The organism is Paenibacillus sp. ACRSA, from assembly GCF_022346845.1.
In the GTDB taxonomy this organism is placed as follows: Bacteria; Bacillota; Bacilli; order Paenibacillales; family Paenibacillaceae; genus Paenibacillus.
In genome coordinates, this window is record NZ_JAKRNP010000004.1 from 1 (window position 1) to 18,755 (window position 18,755).

Annotated in this window: 14 protein-coding genes and 1 rRNA gene; 3 read left to right on the top strand and 12 right to left on the bottom strand. The window is 43.8% G+C overall.

The window, feature by feature from the left end; translation table 11 throughout:
* The 3 genes from MH215_RS13530 to gyrA all read right to left on the bottom strand — a co-directional run.
* Positions 1–64: ribosomal RNA gene (locus MH215_RS13530) — 16S ribosomal RNA — on the bottom strand; the annotation flags it as partial.
* 438 nt (positions 65–502) lie between these two features.
* The gene (locus MH215_RS13535; protein ID WP_239290855.1) at positions 503–1,624 is read right to left on the bottom strand and encodes an HD-GYP domain-containing protein; all 1,122 of its coding nucleotides are present in this window, start codon (positions 1,622–1,624) and stop codon (positions 503–505) included.
* A gap of 202 nt (positions 1,625–1,826) precedes the next feature.
* Positions 1,827–4,367, bottom strand: coding sequence for a DNA gyrase subunit A (gene gyrA / locus MH215_RS13540; RefSeq protein WP_239290857.1), 2,541 nt, complete (start codon positions 4,365–4,367; stop codon positions 1,827–1,829).
* A gap of 531 nt (positions 4,368–4,898) precedes the next feature.
* Here gyrA and MH215_RS13545 point away from each other — a divergent pair.
* Positions 4,899–5,846, top strand: a complete 948-nt coding sequence (locus tag MH215_RS13545; protein ID WP_239290859.1) for a YheC/YheD family protein — start codon at positions 4,899–4,901, stop codon at positions 5,844–5,846.
* Between the two features lie 75 nt (positions 5,847–5,921).
* On the opposite strand, the gene gyrB is transcribed toward MH215_RS13545, so the two are convergent.
* The 9 genes from gyrB to MH215_RS13590 form a co-directional block, all read right to left on the bottom strand.
* Positions 5,922–7,832, bottom strand: coding sequence for a DNA topoisomerase (ATP-hydrolyzing) subunit B (gene gyrB, locus MH215_RS13550; protein WP_056697590.1), 1,911 nt, complete (start codon positions 7,830–7,832; stop codon positions 5,922–5,924).
* A gap of 147 nt (positions 7,833–7,979) precedes the next feature.
* On the bottom strand, positions 7,980–8,228 hold the full coding sequence (remB, locus tag MH215_RS13555; protein WP_056697587.1) for an extracellular matrix regulator RemB: 249 nt from the start codon (positions 8,226–8,228) through the stop codon (positions 7,980–7,982).
* Between the two features lie 13 nt (positions 8,229–8,241).
* A complete protein-coding gene (gene recF / locus MH215_RS13560) occupies positions 8,242–9,354 on the bottom strand; it encodes a DNA replication/repair protein RecF (protein ID WP_056697582.1) in 1,113 nt (370 codons plus the stop codon).
* A 53-nt stretch (positions 9,355–9,407) separates the two neighbouring features.
* Complete coding sequence (yaaA, locus tag MH215_RS13565) at positions 9,408–9,623, bottom strand: S4 domain-containing protein YaaA (RefSeq protein WP_056697580.1); 216 nt, start codon at positions 9,621–9,623, stop codon at positions 9,408–9,410.
* Between the two features lie 22 nt (positions 9,624–9,645).
* Positions 9,646–10,788, bottom strand: a complete 1,143-nt coding sequence (gene dnaN / locus MH215_RS13570; protein WP_056697577.1) for a DNA polymerase III subunit beta — start codon at positions 10,786–10,788, stop codon at positions 9,646–9,648.
* 221 nt (positions 10,789–11,009) lie between these two features.
* Positions 11,010–12,356 carry a chromosomal replication initiator protein DnaA gene (dnaA, locus tag MH215_RS13575; protein ID WP_056697575.1) on the bottom strand — a complete coding sequence of 449 codons (1,347 nt, stop codon included), beginning with the start codon at positions 12,354–12,356 and terminating at the stop codon, positions 11,010–11,012.
* 822 nt (positions 12,357–13,178) lie between these two features.
* The gene (gntK, locus tag MH215_RS13580; RefSeq protein WP_275446164.1) at positions 13,179–14,714 is read right to left on the bottom strand and encodes a gluconokinase; all 1,536 of its coding nucleotides are present in this window, start codon (positions 14,712–14,714) and stop codon (positions 13,179–13,181) included.
* A gap of 76 nt (positions 14,715–14,790) precedes the next feature.
* Positions 14,791–16,152 (bottom strand): GntT/GntP/DsdX family permease, encoded by a 1,362-nt coding sequence (locus MH215_RS13585; RefSeq protein ID WP_145045135.1) that lies wholly within the window; start codon positions 16,150–16,152, stop codon positions 14,791–14,793.
* A gap of 297 nt (positions 16,153–16,449) precedes the next feature.
* On the bottom strand, positions 16,450–17,124 hold the full coding sequence (locus tag MH215_RS13590; protein WP_239290860.1) for a GntR family transcriptional regulator: 675 nt from the start codon (positions 17,122–17,124) through the stop codon (positions 16,450–16,452).
* 682 nt (positions 17,125–17,806) lie between these two features.
* Here MH215_RS13590 and rpmH point away from each other — a divergent pair.
* Positions 17,807–17,941, top strand: a complete 135-nt coding sequence (gene rpmH / locus MH215_RS13595) for a 50S ribosomal protein L34 (RefSeq protein ID WP_024629517.1) — start codon at positions 17,807–17,809, stop codon at positions 17,939–17,941.
* 419 nt (positions 17,942–18,360) lie between these two features.
* On the top strand, positions 18,361–18,711 hold the full coding sequence (gene rnpA, locus MH215_RS13600) for a ribonuclease P protein component (RefSeq protein ID WP_239290861.1): 351 nt from the start codon (positions 18,361–18,363) through the stop codon (positions 18,709–18,711).
* Positions 18,712–18,755: the final 44 nt, after the last annotated feature.

Below are 18,755 nucleotides of genomic sequence, written 5' to 3' on the forward strand. Positions count from 1 at the left end.
CGACTTGCATGTATTAGGCATGCCGCCAGCGTTCGTCCTGAGCCAGGATCAAACTCTCCAATAAAGTATTGAAAAGAGCGATTAGCTCATTTTGAATCTGACGAGATTAAAAATCTCATTTATGCTTTGAAATCATTCAGTCCGAAGACATGTACGATTTCTCAGCGTCGATCTTGCAAGCAAGATCGTTACTCACTCGTTGTTCAGTTTTCAAAGATCAAACTTATTTCAGCGCCGACATTCGTTCTCGTCAGCAACTTTTATATCTTATCACATCCGAACCAACTTTGCAAGCTCTTTTTTTAAGTTTCTTTCGAAGCTTATTTTATTTGCTTGCCGCACCGTGTTTCTCGTGTTTTCTTGGCCGGAATTAGAATATACCATGTACAGATTTAGAACGCAAGCTTTTTTTGAAGAAAAGTTTAAAATAAGATAAATATCAATAAAAGCCCCTGAAAGAGACTTTTATTGAATCGATGTAGTACCGCACGTTCTGTATATGCTACGAACTGATAATTTCCTGAATATGAAGCTGTCTTTGTTGCATTAGATTTATGATACTTCCTTCAACAGATACCATTGGGCGGGTAGGATGGTCACGATCTGAGAAAATAATCTCTCCTATTTGGTTATTGCTGAGTCTAACCCGTATGCCATTGTGGATCTGCGTGGAACGCTGAATAAATACATTCACAATTGTTGGATCTAGTTTTCCAAACGCCTCGCTCTGAATTTGTTCTAATACTAAATAAGGAGATTGTGCTTTGCGATAGATCTTTTCTAACGTCATCGCGTGAAAAATATCGGCAATGGCTACAATCTTGGCATAGATATGAATCTGTGTACCGCTTAACTGCAAGGGATAGCCTGATCCATCTACCTTTTCATGATGCTGTAGCGCCGCTAGTCTAGCTCCCTCGTTAATAGCTTTTGCTTGCTTCAACACCTGATATCCATATTTCGTATGCTGGCGGATCTCCTCCTGCTCCTCCGTTGTTAATGCAGAGGGTTTATGGAGTATCAATGGATCTACCTTGTTGTTGCCGATATCGTGGAATAGACCTGCAAACGCCACTTGCATCCAGTCTTTGGACGGCAGCTCCATCCACTGTGCTAATTGATAGGATGTAATTGCACTTAGAACTGCATGGTGGTAAACATAGTCGTGCTCGTGCATCACTCGCGGGCTAAAAGTGAGAACATTGTATTGCTTAAGGTGAACAAACATAGCTTCAAGCTGTGTACGAAGTTCGTATACAGGCAATTCTGCAGCGAGAGAAGAGAGGAAGGCATTCTTAGTCATCGCCACCATCTTCTCATATTCTTCATGGAGAGATGAGACTATAGGTGCTGTGACTGCACCAGCCCCCTTGCTAGACCGTTCTCCATTCTTCTCCACTCCAGTATTACCTGATGCGGTAGAAGTGCCTCTAGAGCCTGTATTGCTTGCGCCCACACGTTCCTGATCAATGTCGACTTGGTGAACCATAAAAGCTTTAAGCACTTCTATATCTTTAGGTAAAATGACTTTGCCTTTTTGCAACAAAACATTACCGCGAGAAGTATGTACATCATTCCCCAGTTTAAGCCCTGGTTTTACTTCAGATAAGGTGATTAATCCCATAGTCATTCCCCTCACTCATTATTCTTCTATAAAATAAGACCATAGTCCCGATTTCCCATGATATTTATCATTATATTACTCGCTAATCAGGCTGTACATCCTAGATTTTGCACGTAAACCATAAATAAAAAGAGGGCTCCTTAAGGAACCCCCTACTATATCTTCAACCTATTATAGATTAATCTTTGTAAATCCTAATGAACTATGCTTCTGAATCACCGTTGTCTGAATCCGTACCCTCGTTATCTGTTGACGGATCAGCTATACCTTCAGCAGCTTCTCCTGCTTCCAATTCTTCTAGCAATTCATCCGGTTCATCTTCATTCTTGTCAATCCGACTAACCGTCGCCACAGCATCTTCATCGCGGATATGGATAAGCTTAACACCTTGCGTGTATCGACCCATGGTGGATATGCCTTCCATACTCATTCGAATCAGTGTACCACTGGATGTGATTATCATCAGGTCTTCTTCGGTTTTCACCATTTTCAGGCTAACGACAGCACCGTTCTTCTCTGTAACGTTAATGGTCTTGATTCCTTTACCACCACGAGTCTGCATACGATAATCGCTGACAGGAGTACGTTTACCGTATCCTTTGGCCGTAACGATCAGAACATCCAGCTCCTGATCAACAACGTCCATGCCAATGACAACATCATCTGTATCCAACGTGATCCCTTTTACCCCTGTTGCACTACGTCCCATTGAACGAACATTAGCTTCAGAGAAACGGATAGACATTCCGTGAGCTGTACCCATAATGATCTCTTGCTGTCCATCGGTCAGCTTAACTTCAATCAGGGCATCATCTTCACGTAAGGAGATCCCGATGAGACCGCCTTTGCGAATGTTAGTGTAATCCTCAAGTGGTGTCTTCTTCACAACACCCTGACGGGTAGCGAAGAATAGATACCTATCACTTTCGAATTCCTGCACTGGAATAACTGCATTAACCGATTCTCCCTGTTCGATCTGGATTAGGTTAATAATTGGTGTTCCCCGTGCAGTACGCCCAAGCTCTGGAATTTCATAAGCTTTGAGACGATACACTTTACCTTTGTCGGTAAAGAACATGAGATAGTTGTGTGAGTTAGTCACAAATAAATGCTCGACAAAGTCGGTATCTTTCGTGTCCATACCTACAACTCCACGTCCCCCACGCTTCTGACTACGATACGTGGATACTGGCAAACGTTTCACGTAGCCCGTATGCGTAATTGTGATGATAACCTCTTCACGAGGAATCAGATCCTCATCCAAGATGCTTTCTTCACCAATCGTAATCTCTGTGCGACGATCATCACCGAAACGTTCACGAATTTCTTGCAGCTCTGTACTGATAATTTCGAGTACGAGATGCTCATTAGCTAGAATTTCGCGATATTCTGCGATTTTGATCATCAATTCGTTATATTCATTCTCGATACGTTCGCGTTCCAAACCTGTAAGGCGTTGCAAACGCATATCGAGGATAGCTTGAGCCTGGTCATGACTAAGCGAGAATCGCTCAATCAATCCTTCTCTAGCGGCATCTGTATTACTGGAGGAACGAATCAACGCAATAATCTCGTCAATATGATCCAAAGCGATACGTAAGCCTTCCAGGATGTGAGCACGAGCTTCGGCTTTTCTCAGTTCAAACTGCGTACGTCTGCGAATGACTTCAATCTGATGCTGCAAGTAGTGATACAACACTTCACGCAAATTCAGAATCTTAGGTTCTTTGTTCACAATAGCTAGCATGTTAATGCCGAATGTGGATTGCATCGACGTATGCTTGTACAAGTTATTGAGCACTACACCTGGATTCACATCTCGGCGAAGCTCAATCACGATTCGCATACCATTACGGTCTGATTCATCACGAAGATCTGTGATGCCATCAATTTTTTTGTCACGTACCAGTTCGGCAATTTTCTCAACAAGTCTAGCCTTATTGACCTGGTATGGAAGCTCTGTAACCACGATTCGTGCTTTATTATTGTTCTCTTCGATATTCGTTTTGGCTCTCATTGTTACCGAACCGCGTCCAGTCTGATACGCTTGGCGAATCCCTGAACGTCCCAGGATATAACCTGCTGTAGGGAAATCTGGTCCGTGGATATAATCCATTAATTCCATAGACGTGATGTCTGGATTTTGGATCATTGCCTGTACACCATCGATAACCTCACCTAAGTTATGAGGAGGAATATTCGTAGCCATACCTACCGCGATACCGCCTACACCGTTAACAAGCAAGTTAGGGAAACGGGCTGGTAATACAACAGGTTCTTGCTCTTCACCGTCATAGTTCGGCTGGAAATCAATCGTATCTTTATTAATATCTCTGAGCATTTCCATAGCAATCTTGGACAAGCGTGCCTCGGTATAACGCATCGCTGCTGCCATATCGCCATCTACCGATCCGAAGTTACCGTGACCATCGACATGCATATAACGCAAAGAGAAATCCTGAGCCATCCGTACCATCGTTTCGTATACCGCAGAGTCACCGTGGGGGTGATACTTACCGATAACTTCGCCGACGATTCTGGCTGATTTTTTGTGAGGTTTATCGGGTGTCATGCCTAGCTCCGACATTGCGTAAAGAATACGACGGTGAACCGGCTTCAAGCCATCACGTACATCAGGCAAAGCACGGCTAACAATGATGCTCATCGCGTAATCCATAAACGACTCACGCATCTCGACGCCAATATCCCGATCTTTAATCTGCGAATTCATTTCTTCCGCCATGCTGGACCTCCTTCTTGTCCTTCAACAAACGTTCCATTCAATCAATCAGTTTTCTTTGTATGTGAAAAGCCTAACAAGGCTAAAACCGCGCAAAAACGCTACTCTTTATTATATTACTTTCACAAAAGTTACACAATTAAACGTCTGCAGGACAATAGCCTTATTCTAGTCTGTGTTCAAAAAGGGCTTTTTCGGCTGAATCGCCTATTTGAAGCTGAGATGCCACTAAGCATCCTTAGTAATCAAAAGTGGACTTTTTGAACATCTTTTTCTAGGAACTTTTGGTGGTCTAGGGATTAGCCCTGCCCTCCTGCCATTTTACACATACAATGCTAGAAAATGCGGCATATGTACTGCGTATACAAGGCTGATGCCGTTCCCAATCTACGGTAAAACTACAAATTGTGCAGCAAACCACACAAAACGCCATATTTCTCTATTATACCACTGAAATCATCTCTTGTCCTTTGAATTCTCTGTGCTGCTACTCTCTGAAGAACTATAAGTAAAACACGAAAGGACTGATGTCTCTTGAGTATCCAGCGTGTCTCCAGTAAATGGACCAAAACGGTTGTGCTGCAGCGCAGCCGCGGTGTGAGCAGGTATCTTCCTGTCACGCGTCGATACAATCGTCAAACTCTAGAACGGATGACTGAGCTGTATGAATCGAATTATATTAAGCCGGACCGAGGAACCTATGGTAATGGCGTTATGCGGGTCAAAACGATTCACACCATGCGGCCTATGCCTCCTTCCATCCTGGATACCAGCATAGAAGAAATTGATGAAGACCCATCTAACCCCAGTTCAGATAGCAAATCTTTAATAGCAAATCAGGATGTGCAACCTGTGACTATTCAGACGACTTCGTACGAACTGCAATATGGTACACAGCAGAACGTATTCCATTCCCTTGATGAACTAGAGCTTGCTCTTAACGAAAAAATTAAGCAACACGAATATATCATTCAACAGGGCATTTCTTTGTTAAAACATGAAGGTCTTCCGTTCGATTTACGGGTGCTCACCCAAAAGAATCTCAGGGGATCATGGGAAACTACAGGTATTCTAGGTAGAGTTGCTGCTCCTGGCAAAATCATTACTAACATTCATGGTGGTGGGCGCTTGGCCACCTTTGAAGAGTTGGTTCAGCCCCACCTTTCAAATACTCAATTTCAAGAACTCCGGAATGAGCTGTACCGACTTGGAATCCATACCGCTGTTCAATTGCAACAGACGTTTCCGAGACTCAAGGAAATTGGCATTGATATTGCTCTGGATGGATCAGGACGTCCATGGATACTAGAAGTAAACACTTTACCCGGCATCTACGCCTTCGGACTGTTGCCTGATAAAGGGGCTTACCGCAAAATCAAACGTTATGCTATAGCGTATGGAAGGCTGCCTTCCAAGAAAAGCAAGACAACACGCAAAACTACTAAAGCACAAGCATCCTCCTCCAAAAAACGCCCACGTTAAACAATGCGCCCTCTACCCCAATGCAGATTACCAAAATAAAAAAAGGCGCCTTGCAGGCGCCTATCTTAACAATCATCAAATATCGAGATTTTTTACATACTTCGCATTTTCCTGGATAAAATCACGACGTGGTTCGACGTTATCGCCCATCAACGTATCGAACATAGCATCAGCTAACATCGCATCGCTAATCGATACTTGAAGCATCGTCCGACTCTCAGGATCCATTGTTGTTTCCCACAACTGTCCGGCATTCATCTCACCAAGACCTTTATAACGTTGGACATTAAACTTCACATTTTCACCAAGACTTGCGATGATTTCATCGCGCTCTTTCTCGGAACCTGCGTAGCGAATGACTTTGTTACGTTCAATCTTGAACAATGGTGGCTGTGCAATATACACATAGCCAGCCTCGATAATTTTGCGCATGTATCGATACAAGAATGTCAGAAGCAATGTACGAATATGTGCACCATCGACATCGGCATCGGTCATCAGGATGATTTTATGGTAACGTGCCTTAGAAATATCGAAGTCATCCCCGATTCCTGTTCCCATTGCGGTAATAATGGCTCTAATCTCCGCATTACCCAAGATGCGATCTAGACGTGCCTTTTCCACGTTCAGGATTTTACCACGCAGTGGCAAAATAGCTTGGAAATGACGATCACGACCTTGTTTAGCAGAACCACCTGCGGAATCTCCTTCGACGATGTAAAGTTCGCTAATGGAAGCATCCTTGGAGGAACAGTCTGCTAGTTTACCAGGCAGAGAGCTAACCTCGAGTGCACCTTTACGTCTTGTCAATTCACGCGCTTTACGAGCGGCTTCACGAGCACGGGCAGCTTGCAGACCTTTTTCCAAGATTCGACGGGAAACTGAAGGGTTCTCCTCCAGGAATTCCTGCAACTTCTCAGCAAATAGGGATTCCACAATACCACGTACTTCACTATTTCCGAGTTTGGTCTTCGTTTGTCCTTCGAATTGCGGCTCCGGAATTTTGACAGAAATAATCGCTGTCAAACCTTCACGCACGTCATCGCCTGACAGGTTGCCTGTACTATCCTTAATCACGCCAGCTTTGCGTGCATAGTCATTGATGATCCGTGTCAATGCACTCTTGAAGCCAGATTCATGTGTTCCACCTTCATGGGTGTTGATGTTATTGGCAAAAGAATAAATATTCTCCGTGAAGTTGTCGTTATATTGCAGAGCAACCTCCACTTGAATATTGTCTCTTGATCCTTCTACGTAAATCGGATTCTCGTGAAGAACCTCACGCTTTTGATTTAGGAATGAAACGTACTCGATAATACCGCCTTCGTACAAGAACGAGTTCGTTGCTCCAGTACGTTCATCTGTAAGTGTAAGACCAATCCCCTTGTTCAGGAATGCCAGCTCTCGAATACGAGTAAGCAAAATATCGTAATCGTACACCAACGTCTCAGTGAAAATTTCTGGATCGGGATGGAATGTAACAGTCGTTCCTGTCTCCTCCGCAGTACCGATTGTTTTTAGGTCATATTGAGGAGCACCACGACGATACTCCTGTTGATACATATGCCCATCACGTTTAACGGTTACGACCACTTTCTCGGATAGAGCATTCACAACGGACACACCCACACCATGCAAACCACCGGATACTTTATATCCGCCGCCGCCAAATTTACCACCTGCATGCAGAACGGTCATTACAACCTCAAGTGCAGGACGCTTCATTTTGGCATGTTCGCCGACAGGAATACCACGTCCATTATCGACTACAGTGATACTGTTATCTTCGTGAATACTGACCTCAATATGATCACAGTAACCCGCAAGCGCTTCGTCGATACTGTTGTCCACTACTTCCCAGACCAGATGATGCAGACCTTTGGCACTGGTAGAACCGATATACATCCCCGGACGCTTCCGTACGGCTTCCAGTCCTTCAAGGACCTGAATTTCATTCGCATCATAGGACGGTTGATTCATAGACATGCCTTTCACCTACTTCTATAGATTCAATATCGTAAATATGCGTTAACTAAGAATACTTGCTGAAATAGGATTTCTCTCTTAGTTTCAACAAGCTGGCTGTCCAAATAAAACAAGCAGCAAAGACACAATCATTGCATTCAGTAACCCCTAGAGATCAGGAAAAATGTGAGCCCGTTTCTTAAGCGTGGCAGAGGAAATAGGGGAGTAGTACACAATATTTTTGGTCACAACAATAGACTTGGCTTCCTCTTCGCCAATATGCTCCACCGTCTTTTCCTGCTCAGCATACGTGACATACTGCTTGGAGATTTTCGAGGATTTTTCAATCGATATATCAAAAATAGCGACCAATTCGGAAGAACGGATGATCTTCTCTCCGCCCAGATGAATGTACATAGACCCTCACTCCTTAGCGTTCAACCTGTCCGGCATGAACGTGATAAATACTGGCATCTTTGAGCTTATCAAGATTCAAGCTCTCGATTCCGGTAGCTGTAATAAAGGTTTGGACCTTACTCTGGAACGTCTCGATCAGCTGCGTCTGACGAAAAGGATCCAGCTCAGATAATACATCGTCAAGCAACAGAACCGGATATTCTCCGATTTCTTCGTGTATCAGCTCGATTTCCGCGAGTTTAAGAGACAACGCAGTTGTACGTTGCTGTCCCTGCGAGCCATACGTTTGTACTTCCCGGTCGTTAATGAAAAAGGACAGGTCATCCCGATGTGGCCCACTTAGCGTTGTGCCTCGGCGAATCTCCTGCTCTTTCATTTGTGATAATTTTATCATAAATTGGTCCATTAAAACAGCTTCATCTTCCTCAGACGCTTCGCTGAAGGAAGGAAGATAGGCTAAACGAAGTACTTCTCCGCCTCCAGTAATGCCCTGATGAATGGTTTCTGCCCACTTTTGGAGTTTCTTTATGAATTGTTTCCTTTTTTTGACGATTTTAACACCGTGCTCGACCAGTTGCTCGTTCCAGACTTCAAGCATCGTCTGAGCTGAGGCGTTCTGTCCCCATAGTTGTTTGAGCAGATTGTTGCGCTGTACAAGTACTTTTTGGTACTGCTGCAGATGGTATAGGTAACCCGGGGCAACCTGACCAATCTCCATATCAAGAAACCGGCGGCGAACCCCCGGCGTGCCTTTGACGATCTCCAGATCTTCGGGGGCAAACATAACCACGTTCAGCGTCCCGACAAAATCACTTAACTTGCGCTGCTCTAACCCGTTAATCTTTGCTTTTTTGCCTTGTTGCGACAATGCCAGCTCCAGTTTAACTGATCCATACTTTTTGTCGACTTCTGCAGTGAGTCTAGCACGTTCCTCACCGAAACGAATTAGCTCCTTATCGCGAGATGTACGATGGCTCTTCGTAAGGGCCAGTGCAAAAATGGCCTCTGCAAGATTGGTCTTACCTTGGGCATTTTGACCGATCAGTAAGTTCACAGGGCCAAAAGAGTCCAGCTTTAGATGCTCATAATTTCGGAATTGCTGCAGCTCAATGCTGTTGACAAACACAAGGTACCCTCCCTTTTCTTCCGTCCGTCAGGAGGCAGCAGAATCGAACTGGATTATTCTGCGGCAACTTCGAATGCGCCTTCTCCGTCCACTTCAACGATATCCCCAGGGTATAACTTGCGTCCCCGGCGTTCTTCAGGCTCTTTATTCACACGCACAAGTCCTTCTTGAAGCAAAGCTTTGGCCATGCCTCCAGTTGGAATGCAGTCTGCCAGCTTCAAAAACTGGTCAAGCTTAATATATTCCGTACGAATGGTTACTCGGTTCAATTGGAATTCTCCTCTCGTTTCGTTAGTTGGTAGTCCGGTAAGGCAATATGACGTAAAGGCTGTGACTGTCATCCAGTGGTTTCAAGATGATTGGGCTCATGACACCGGTAAAAGCGATCATCAGTTGTTCACTTTCCACGACTTTCAGTACGTCCAGCATGTATTTGGAGTTAAACGAGATTCTCAATGGATCGCCACTGAAATCTGCCGGTTCGATCTCTTCTCTTACTTTTCCCAGCTCAGAGGAGCTTGAAGAAATTTCGATTGTTCCAGAATCCATCGTTTGCATGCGCACAATATTTGTTTTTTCTTCACGTGACAGCAAATAAGCACGATCAATTGATTCGCTTAATTTTTTGGTATCCAAAACAAGTTCTGTTTTGTACGACGTTGGAATAATTCTAGAAGTATCCGGATATGTGCCATCCAGAATACGGGAGTAGAACAATACGCGGTCAATTTTGAACAAAACTTGATTATCAGCTACAACGATATCAACAAGCGTGTTTTGGTCAGGTACGATTTTGCTAAGTTCGTTTAGCGTTTTACCTGAAATTACGACATTGTTAAAACGGATACCCTCTGCATTATCCAGCATAGCTGAACGAGTAGCAAGACGGTGACGGTCTGTTGCCACAAATTTCAACTCATTATCAACTAAACTCCACAGTACACCTGTCAAGATGGGAGTCGTTTCATGTGTGGAAATGGAGAATACCGTTTGTTTGATCATATTTTTCAGTAAATCTCCAGGGATGGAGACCGTTTGATTTTCTTCGATGCTCGGCAAAACAGGGAATTCTTCTGGATCAAGACCTACGAGCTGAATCTCGGTAGCCCCTGCTGAGATAAAGGTGTTGAAGTTATCTTTGACTTCCATGTGTACTTCTTGGGAAGGCAATTTCTTGATAATTTCGACAAAGAATTTGGCCGGCAATACGACGCTACCGGGCTGATCAACTTGAACAACACTTTTATCACCATCTTCCAGAGGGATAAATGATTGGATGGAGATGTCAGTGTCGCTTGCTGTCAACGTTACACCCTGATGATTAACATCAAATTTGATACCGCTCAGGATGGGGATTGTTGTTCGACTGGAGATTGCTTTAGATACATGCTGAATGGACTCGTTTAAATAGCTTTTCATTATGCTGATTTTCATGGTTTCACTCCTAGCGAGTTTTTTGGGATGTTGAGGTGTTGATTTGTGTTTTTCAAAAGCCGAAGGCGATGGTTCGAAAAAGCGTATTTGTAGATGATATCTTTAAGATCTTTTTAGTAATAATAGTAATAGGGGCACTGAATATGTGGATAAGTGGGGTTAAACCCATAAAATTAAGCCTATCCACATGTGTACACGTTGTGCATAGGCTTGGGACTTGTTCAGGTTGGATTCTTTATTTTTTCGGTTAAGTTGTTGATAACTTTATAGAGATCCTGATCGTTTTTAATCGATTGGGATATTTTTTCGTGCGCATGAATGACTGTGGTGTGATCTCGTCCTCCGAATGCTTCCCCGATCTTGGGCAGAGAAAAATCAGTCAATTCACGTGAAAGATACATGGCAATCTGTCTTGGAAAAGCAACGGCTTTTGTACGCTTCCGTGCTTTGAAATCTTCTAGCTTAAGGCTGTAATACTCGCCGACCTTTTGTTGGATGTCTTGAATAGTGATCATTTTAGGACGGCTGGAAGGAATAATATCCTTCAGCGCTTCAGCAGCCAGATGAGATGATACATCTTGGTTTGTTAACGAAGAATAGGCTACAACCCGAATCAGGGCACCTTCGAGCTCACGAATGTTGGTGTCAATCTGATTGGCGATGTACATCATCGCTTCATTTGGAATATCGAGATTCTCTGCACGGGCCTTTTTACGCAAAATGGCAATCCTCGTCTCCAGATCTGGAGGCTGAATATCTGTAATTAACCCCCACTCAAAGCGGGAGCGAAGCCGTTCTTCCAGCGTTGGAATTTCCTTAGGTGGTCTATCGCTTGAGATAATAATCTGTTTCCGTTCCTCATGCAGCGCATTAAACGTATGGAAAAATTCCTCTTGTGTCGATTCTTTTCCCGCAAGGAACTGAATATCATCAATAAGCAGAATATCGACGTTACGATATTTGTTACGGAAGTTCTCCCCACGGTTATCACGGATGGAGTTGATGAACTCGTTCGTGAATTTCTCAGACGACAAATAAACAACCTTGCTACTTGGGTCATGCTCCAGAACATAGTGTCCAATTGCATGCATCAAGTGGGTTTTGCCAAGTCCTACTCCTCCATATAGGAAAAGAGGGTTATATGCTTTTGCGGGCGCTTCAGCGACCGCAAGCGATGCGGCATGGGCAAAACGGTTGCCAGGGCCAATGACAAAAGTATCGAATGTATATTTTGGATTCAGCATGCTCAGTACCGCCTCTTCCTGCACAACCTTAGGGGTTGGTGCCGGCAGTTGCGGATCCGGTTCAGCAGGCTTGTTCTCCTCAATGACAAATTTCACATCGACTTGCTTGCCGAGTAGCTCATATACCGTCGAACCTACCAGTTTGGTATAGCGACTCTCCAGCCATTCGACGGCAAACGTTGTCGGTGCGGAAATGACGATAGAACGGTCATTAAGCTTCGTCGCTTTGGTTGCTTTGAACCAGGTATCGAAGCTTGGTTTGCTGAGTTTGTTTTGTATGATTGATAAAATTTGCTGCCATAAATCAGAAGTATGGCTGTCCACAGACTGTCACTCCTTTTACATGTTCCAAGTGTGGCTTAAGCCATGTTGCAGTGTCGAAATACGAGATATATTGCCTGAATTTATCCCCAAACCCCCGCAGGTCGAAAACAAAAAAAGAATGAACAACGGAAAATTGTTCACAACTTTATCCACAGGCTGTTGATAATATTATGGGTCAGATCACATATTCACATCCAAAAGTAATACAATCATAGCAAAAGAAGCCCCGCATTTCAACGTATCACGTGATTTTATCCACAAATTCAATAACTTGTGTATAATTTTTAACCACAACACAATATATTGTTTATAAATTGTTTAAGTTTCGACATGGCAACCCCAAAGTCGAAATTATTTTATACACAGGTTATCCGTCAAATGATGCCAAAATGTGTGCAAAATTATTCTTCGTTTGTGAATAACATGATTGTGGATAACTACAAAGTGAATTTGGGTTGTTCCAGACGCCGAAACTAATTAGGGGTGTTCCTCGCAGATGTTACTGCTCTTTAAGAGGCTTATTGATTGTTGAAAAGAAGGTATCTGTAAGGTGGAATTCCTTATCATGATTGCTGAGTTAATCAGATAGAGATCCGACATGAGGATGTACATATAAATAAGGCCAAAAAGAGGCAGAAGAGGGCTGCCTGTATAAGATGTTCTTTAGATAGAAGTTGATCGAAAATGCGACAAAAAGCGATGGAGATAGTAATAGAGGAAGAAGAGATATCCAGTTACATATATAAAAGAGGAAGAGCCAACAACCGATCGGTTGTTGGCTCTTGCTTTTAGAATGCGAAATAAGTCAGATCAGCGAACCATCTATAGATGAGCAGCAGACATCTTACGCTGGAATTCGGCAATATCAGCATACTCCTCTTCTAGCTTGCGAGAGATGCGAATATATATGGGTAGCAGCTCTTGATAGAGGGTGGCATGTTCTTTAATTGGTGTATGACGATGGGTTGTACCCACCATTGAAGAAACGGCATGAAGTGACTTGATTCGACCTGTTGCGTAAAGGCCAAGGACAACAGCCCCAAGACAGGAGCTTTCGAAGCTCTCAGGCACGACCACTTCTTGATTGAATATGTCAGACATCATCTGGCGCCATAGCGGAGAGCGCGCAAAGCCACCTGTAGCCTGAATAGAGGTAGGCTGTCCAATCTGTTCTTCCATCGCGAGCAGAACGGTGTAGAGGTTGAAAATAACCCCTTCAAGCACTGCACGTATCATATGCTCTTTCTGATGGTGGAGGGTTAAGCCAAAAAATGATCCACGAGCGTCTGGATTCCATAATGGGGCGCGTTCGCCCGAAAGGTACGGATGGAAGAGAAGCCCTTCAGATCCGGGAGTAACACGTTCGGCAATTTTGGTTAGCACGTCATAGGAGTTAATGCCGAGCCGCTTCGCGGTTTCTACTTCTGACGCTGCGAATTCATCGCGCACCCAACGGAACAGCATACCACCGTTATTGACGGGACCACCGATAACCCACAGATTCTCTGTGAGTGCGTAACAGAACGTCCGACCTTTGGGGTCGGTAACTGGGCGGTCAACGACCGTTCGAATAGCACCACTGGTGCCGATGGTTGCAGCGACAACACCAGGCTCAATGGCATTTACGCCGAGGTTGGACAATACCCCATCACTTGCCCCAATTACAAAGGGGGTAGAGGGGGAGAGAGCCATTTTTTCAGCCCATTCTTGATGCATTCCCTCTATTGTATGTGTGGTAGGTACGAGTGTGGATAAATGAGCCGGCGTAATGCCTGCCATTGCAAGAGCCTCCGCATCCCAGTCCAGTTGCTCTAAATTGAGCAGTCCGGTGCAGGAAGCGATAGAGTGATCGACGATATATTGTCCGAATAAACGGAAGAATAAATACTCTTTAATAGATATAAATTTGGCTGTGCGCTGAAAAAGATCGGGTTCGTCATGGCGTAGCCACATTAATTTGGTGAGGGGAGACATCGGATGAATGGGTGTACCTGTCCGAAGGTAGATGCGATGTCCCACTCCGTTCTCTTGCAGCTTGGCTGACCAAGCTGCACTTCGATTATCAGCCCAGGTGATGCAGCGGGTTAGCGGTTTGTCGTCTTGTCCCATTGCAATGACACTATGCATAGCTGAGCTGCAGGACACAAATAAGATTTGGTCGGCCATAACGCCACTTAGATCCATGACTCCACGCACAGAGCGGATGGCAGCCTGTACGATCTCCTCAGGGTCTTGCTCAGCCACATCAGGGGCAGGTGTATAGAGTGGGTATTCTTGTGTCGAGGTACTAACGACTTCACCCTGTTCCGTGAATAAAACGGACTTGGTACTGGTTGTACCGATATCTATTCCAATCATATAGTTGGTCACGTTGATCTAACCTTCTTTCTCCGGTTACGGAATCGAATCTAAACTCTCTATAATGAATTTTCATTTATACCACTGTACTTAGCAGCAAAATAAAGATCAGCCCCACGACGGATAATAGTGTTTCCATAACAGTCCACGTCTTGAGCGTCTGTGCGACACTCATATTGAAGAATTCCTTGATCATCCAGAAGCCTGCATCATTCACATGAGACAATACAAGGGAACCTGCGCCAGTAGCCAGTACGACCAGTTCGATGTTGGCACCTGGCGTAAGTGCAAGAACCGGAGCCACAATGCCAGCTGCGGTTGTCATCGCAACGGTTGCTGAACCCGTAGCTACACGAATCAGGGCTGCAACAAGCCAAGCGAATAGGATCACGTTAATGTTGGCATGGGTAGCAACCTCGGCAATGGCATTACCTACACCACTGTTGATTAGTACCTGTTTGAATGCACCACCGCCACCAATAATGAGAATAATGGTTGCCGTAGGCGCCAGACATTCGCTGGTGAAGCGGGAAAGATCGTGCTTGGTGAAACCACGTGCAAAGCCGAGTGAAAAGAGGGCGAAGACAACCGAAATGAGCAGGGCAATGATCTCATTGCCGATAAACTCACTAAACACTGTGAAGCCACTTGTAACATTGGGGTCAATGATACTTGCAATTGAACCAATCAGCATTAGAATAACCGGCAGCAAAATGGTAAAGAGCGTAATGCCAAATCCGGGCAGGTTACTGCTTGTTTTGGTAGCAAACTGCTCAGCCAGCTCTGCGGGTGGTTCAGTGTGTACCCTTTTGCCGATAAACTTACCAAACAAGGGTCCTGCAATAATCGCTGTCGGGATACCTACTATGAGGGAATACAAAATCGTCTTTCCCAGATCTGCGCTGAACGCTTCAATTGCAATCATAGGCGCTGGATGAGGGGGAACGAGACCATGTACTGTGGATAAACCAGCCAAAATAGGAATACCAATCTGCAGCAAGGACATATTTGTTTTACGGGCAACGGTGAAGATGATCGGGATCATCAGAATGACACCGACTTCGAAGAAAACTGGGATACCTACGATAAAACCAACGATCATCATCGCCCAGTGCACACGTTTCATACCAAACCGATCCACCAGTGTAGTAGCGATGCGTTCAGCTCCACCAGATTCAGCCATCATTTTGCCCAGCATAGTACCGAGACCAATAACAATTGCAATGGTACCAAGTGTGCCGCCAAGACCACCCGTAATAGACGAGATTACGTCAGCGGGTTTCATACCTGTAAGTAAACCGAGCATTAATGCAGATAATAAGAGGGTGATAAATGGATTCCATTTATATTTGGAGATCAATACGATTAGAAAAACAATGGCGATTAATGTCCATACCAGTAAAGTTGCATTATGGGATAGTCCAAATAGAGTGCTCATGCTGTATGCTCCTTCTTCTCATGTTGTATATAACGCTTACAAATAAATGACGGGCACGTATGCAATAAAGAATTAACTTTATGTATGCCCTTAAATAAAAAAGCAGTGGTTAGTTCCCTTTAATATGCCTCAAGAATGAAAATAAATCGCATTTTGTATACTTGTCGACAACTTAAAGCGCAATCATTCATTTCGAAAATGATTGCAATCTCAGTACAAACCCCATTACCCTCTAGGTTGTAGATGGAAAGTACGTTTGGAAGAGCTTGACGATCACAATGGTCAGCCGTGCGATCATCATATATCAAAGCTATCGTGTAACGTTTTGCCGGAATCCTTGAAGTATTGGCGTACGCCCGCCTGAATTAAGCTTTTGTCTCCAGACTCAAGGGCTTGAATTAACAAACGGTGTTTCTCAATTACAGCGCTTACTTTCTGCTCGCCTTGATTAAATACTTCCTTCGTTGTAAGTAACATGACCGTCATCACAACATATCGGATGCTCCGCCAGAGATGTGAAATGCGCGAATGCTCAGCGGCTTCAATGATCGTCTCGTGAAAAATTAGATCCTGGTAAGCAAACTCAACCGCATCTTGATGGCGTCCAGCCAGCTCCATTTTGTCGATGATATTATGGAGTTGTGTAATTAATTGTTCTGGAACGGCACTTGCTAGCCGTTGTTGGACAAAGCTTTCAATTAGAAAACGGACATCATATAACTCTTCGACGTCTTTAATTTTCAATCCGAGAACAACCACGCCCATTCGTTCCAGACGAATTAGTCCTTCATTAGACAATGTTCTCAAAGCCTCACGCACAGGTGAACGGCTACTGTCAAAATCAGCGGCAATGCGATTCTCTGATAAAACCTCTCCAGGACGAAGGGTTCCGCTAATAATACGCAGCCTTAGTTCGCAGGCAATGGCTTCCCCTCGGGAAGCACCTTGCAACCAAGAAGATGGAAACAGCATAATGGGTAACGCTCCTATTCAAATAATCAGTTCCTATTGATCATAGCATAACCGTTTATCGAATGAGCATATGTGATCATAATCGACAAGAATCATAAGGCAACATTAGTCATCGTTAAGGTCAGGGAAAAACCAATAAGTATACTTGTATACAAGATGTATTTGTATCCTACACCTTTCTTGAAAACTTGTAAACCTCACCGTTAAAGCGGATACATTCAATTTTAAATATACGCAGCAGAGGGAAACATTTTACGAGAAAATCTGACATGGAAACTTCGTCGTTAATTCGCAAGTAAAGAATACCCCTATTGAGATGGACACAAACAAGTCAGATATTTTTATATCATTATCCACATGTGAATAACTCAAAAGATTATAATAATGAGGTAATGATCAATATTTTGAGGTGTGGATAACCTGATATCACGATAAACAGTGATTTTAGGAAGGTGGGTGGGGATAACTTTTTGGCAAGTTAACCGTATGTGCCAATTGGAAATTCCAGCTGTTCAGGAAGAGTGCCCAATCGTAGATGACAACGGCGTTTAGAAAGAGGGAGGAGTCGTATGGGTTTCAGTTGACTTTTCCAGTTGTACGTGGTTAAATATATAAAGGTGTTTTCTGTGAAGATGAAAATGATTCATCACATAAGTATTTCCTTGTAAGGAGGTGCAATACATTGAGACCTACATTCAAACCGAACGTTAGCAAACGTAAAAAAGTTCATGGTTTCCGGAAAAGAATGAGCACGAGCAACGGCCGTAAAGTTTTGGCAGCACGTCGCCTGAAAGGCCGTAAAGTCCTGAGTGCTTAATGCATGTGAAGACCACCGAGGTGGTCTTTTTTTTTCTTAATATCAGATCAATTCGGACTTGATGCTTCTACAGATCTGGTCTGAATTGACTTCGAAGAGTCAGAATTCACAACCTTAATGTATGTTGAATGTTCTCGAAAGCGTACTTTTTTTTGGAAACATACCTTAATATATATAGGACAATTATGTTTTGGCCGAAATGACCGATTCATATTAATCCAGGGTCAATGCTTGCTCTTAGTGCAAGTAATTCATATTTATCACAATAAAATGAGTGTCCAATTCGGGTACTCAGTCGTCATTGATTCGTGATGAAGTTGTGATTAAGACAGTTTACTGTCATTCAAGAAAGCCTATACTAAATCAGTAATGAGGCCTCCGTCAATACATGATGGTGGAGAACAGCAAGGAGAAGCGCCGTGTACAAAAGACTGCGTTTACGAAACCGGGCGGACTTTAGCCGCGTATACCGGTATGGGAAATCGTTTGCCAATCATCAGTTTGTGGTGTATGGCTGCCGCCGTAAAGATACTGAGCAATTCCGAGTAGGCGTATCATGCAGCAAGAAAATCGGAAACGCTGTCGTACGCAATCGGATGAGACGTATGATTAAGGAAATTATACGGCATCACGAGAAAGAGATTGTTACGCAAATGGATCTGATCTTTATTGTCAGAAAAGGTGCGCTGGACATGACCTATCAGGAGATGGAGAAAAGCCTTATGCATGTGATGCGTAAGGCGGCTCTTTTGAAGCCTAATAAAAGGTAAGCCTTGGTTTATTTGTCCTCCTAATTATGGTATGATTTACGGTG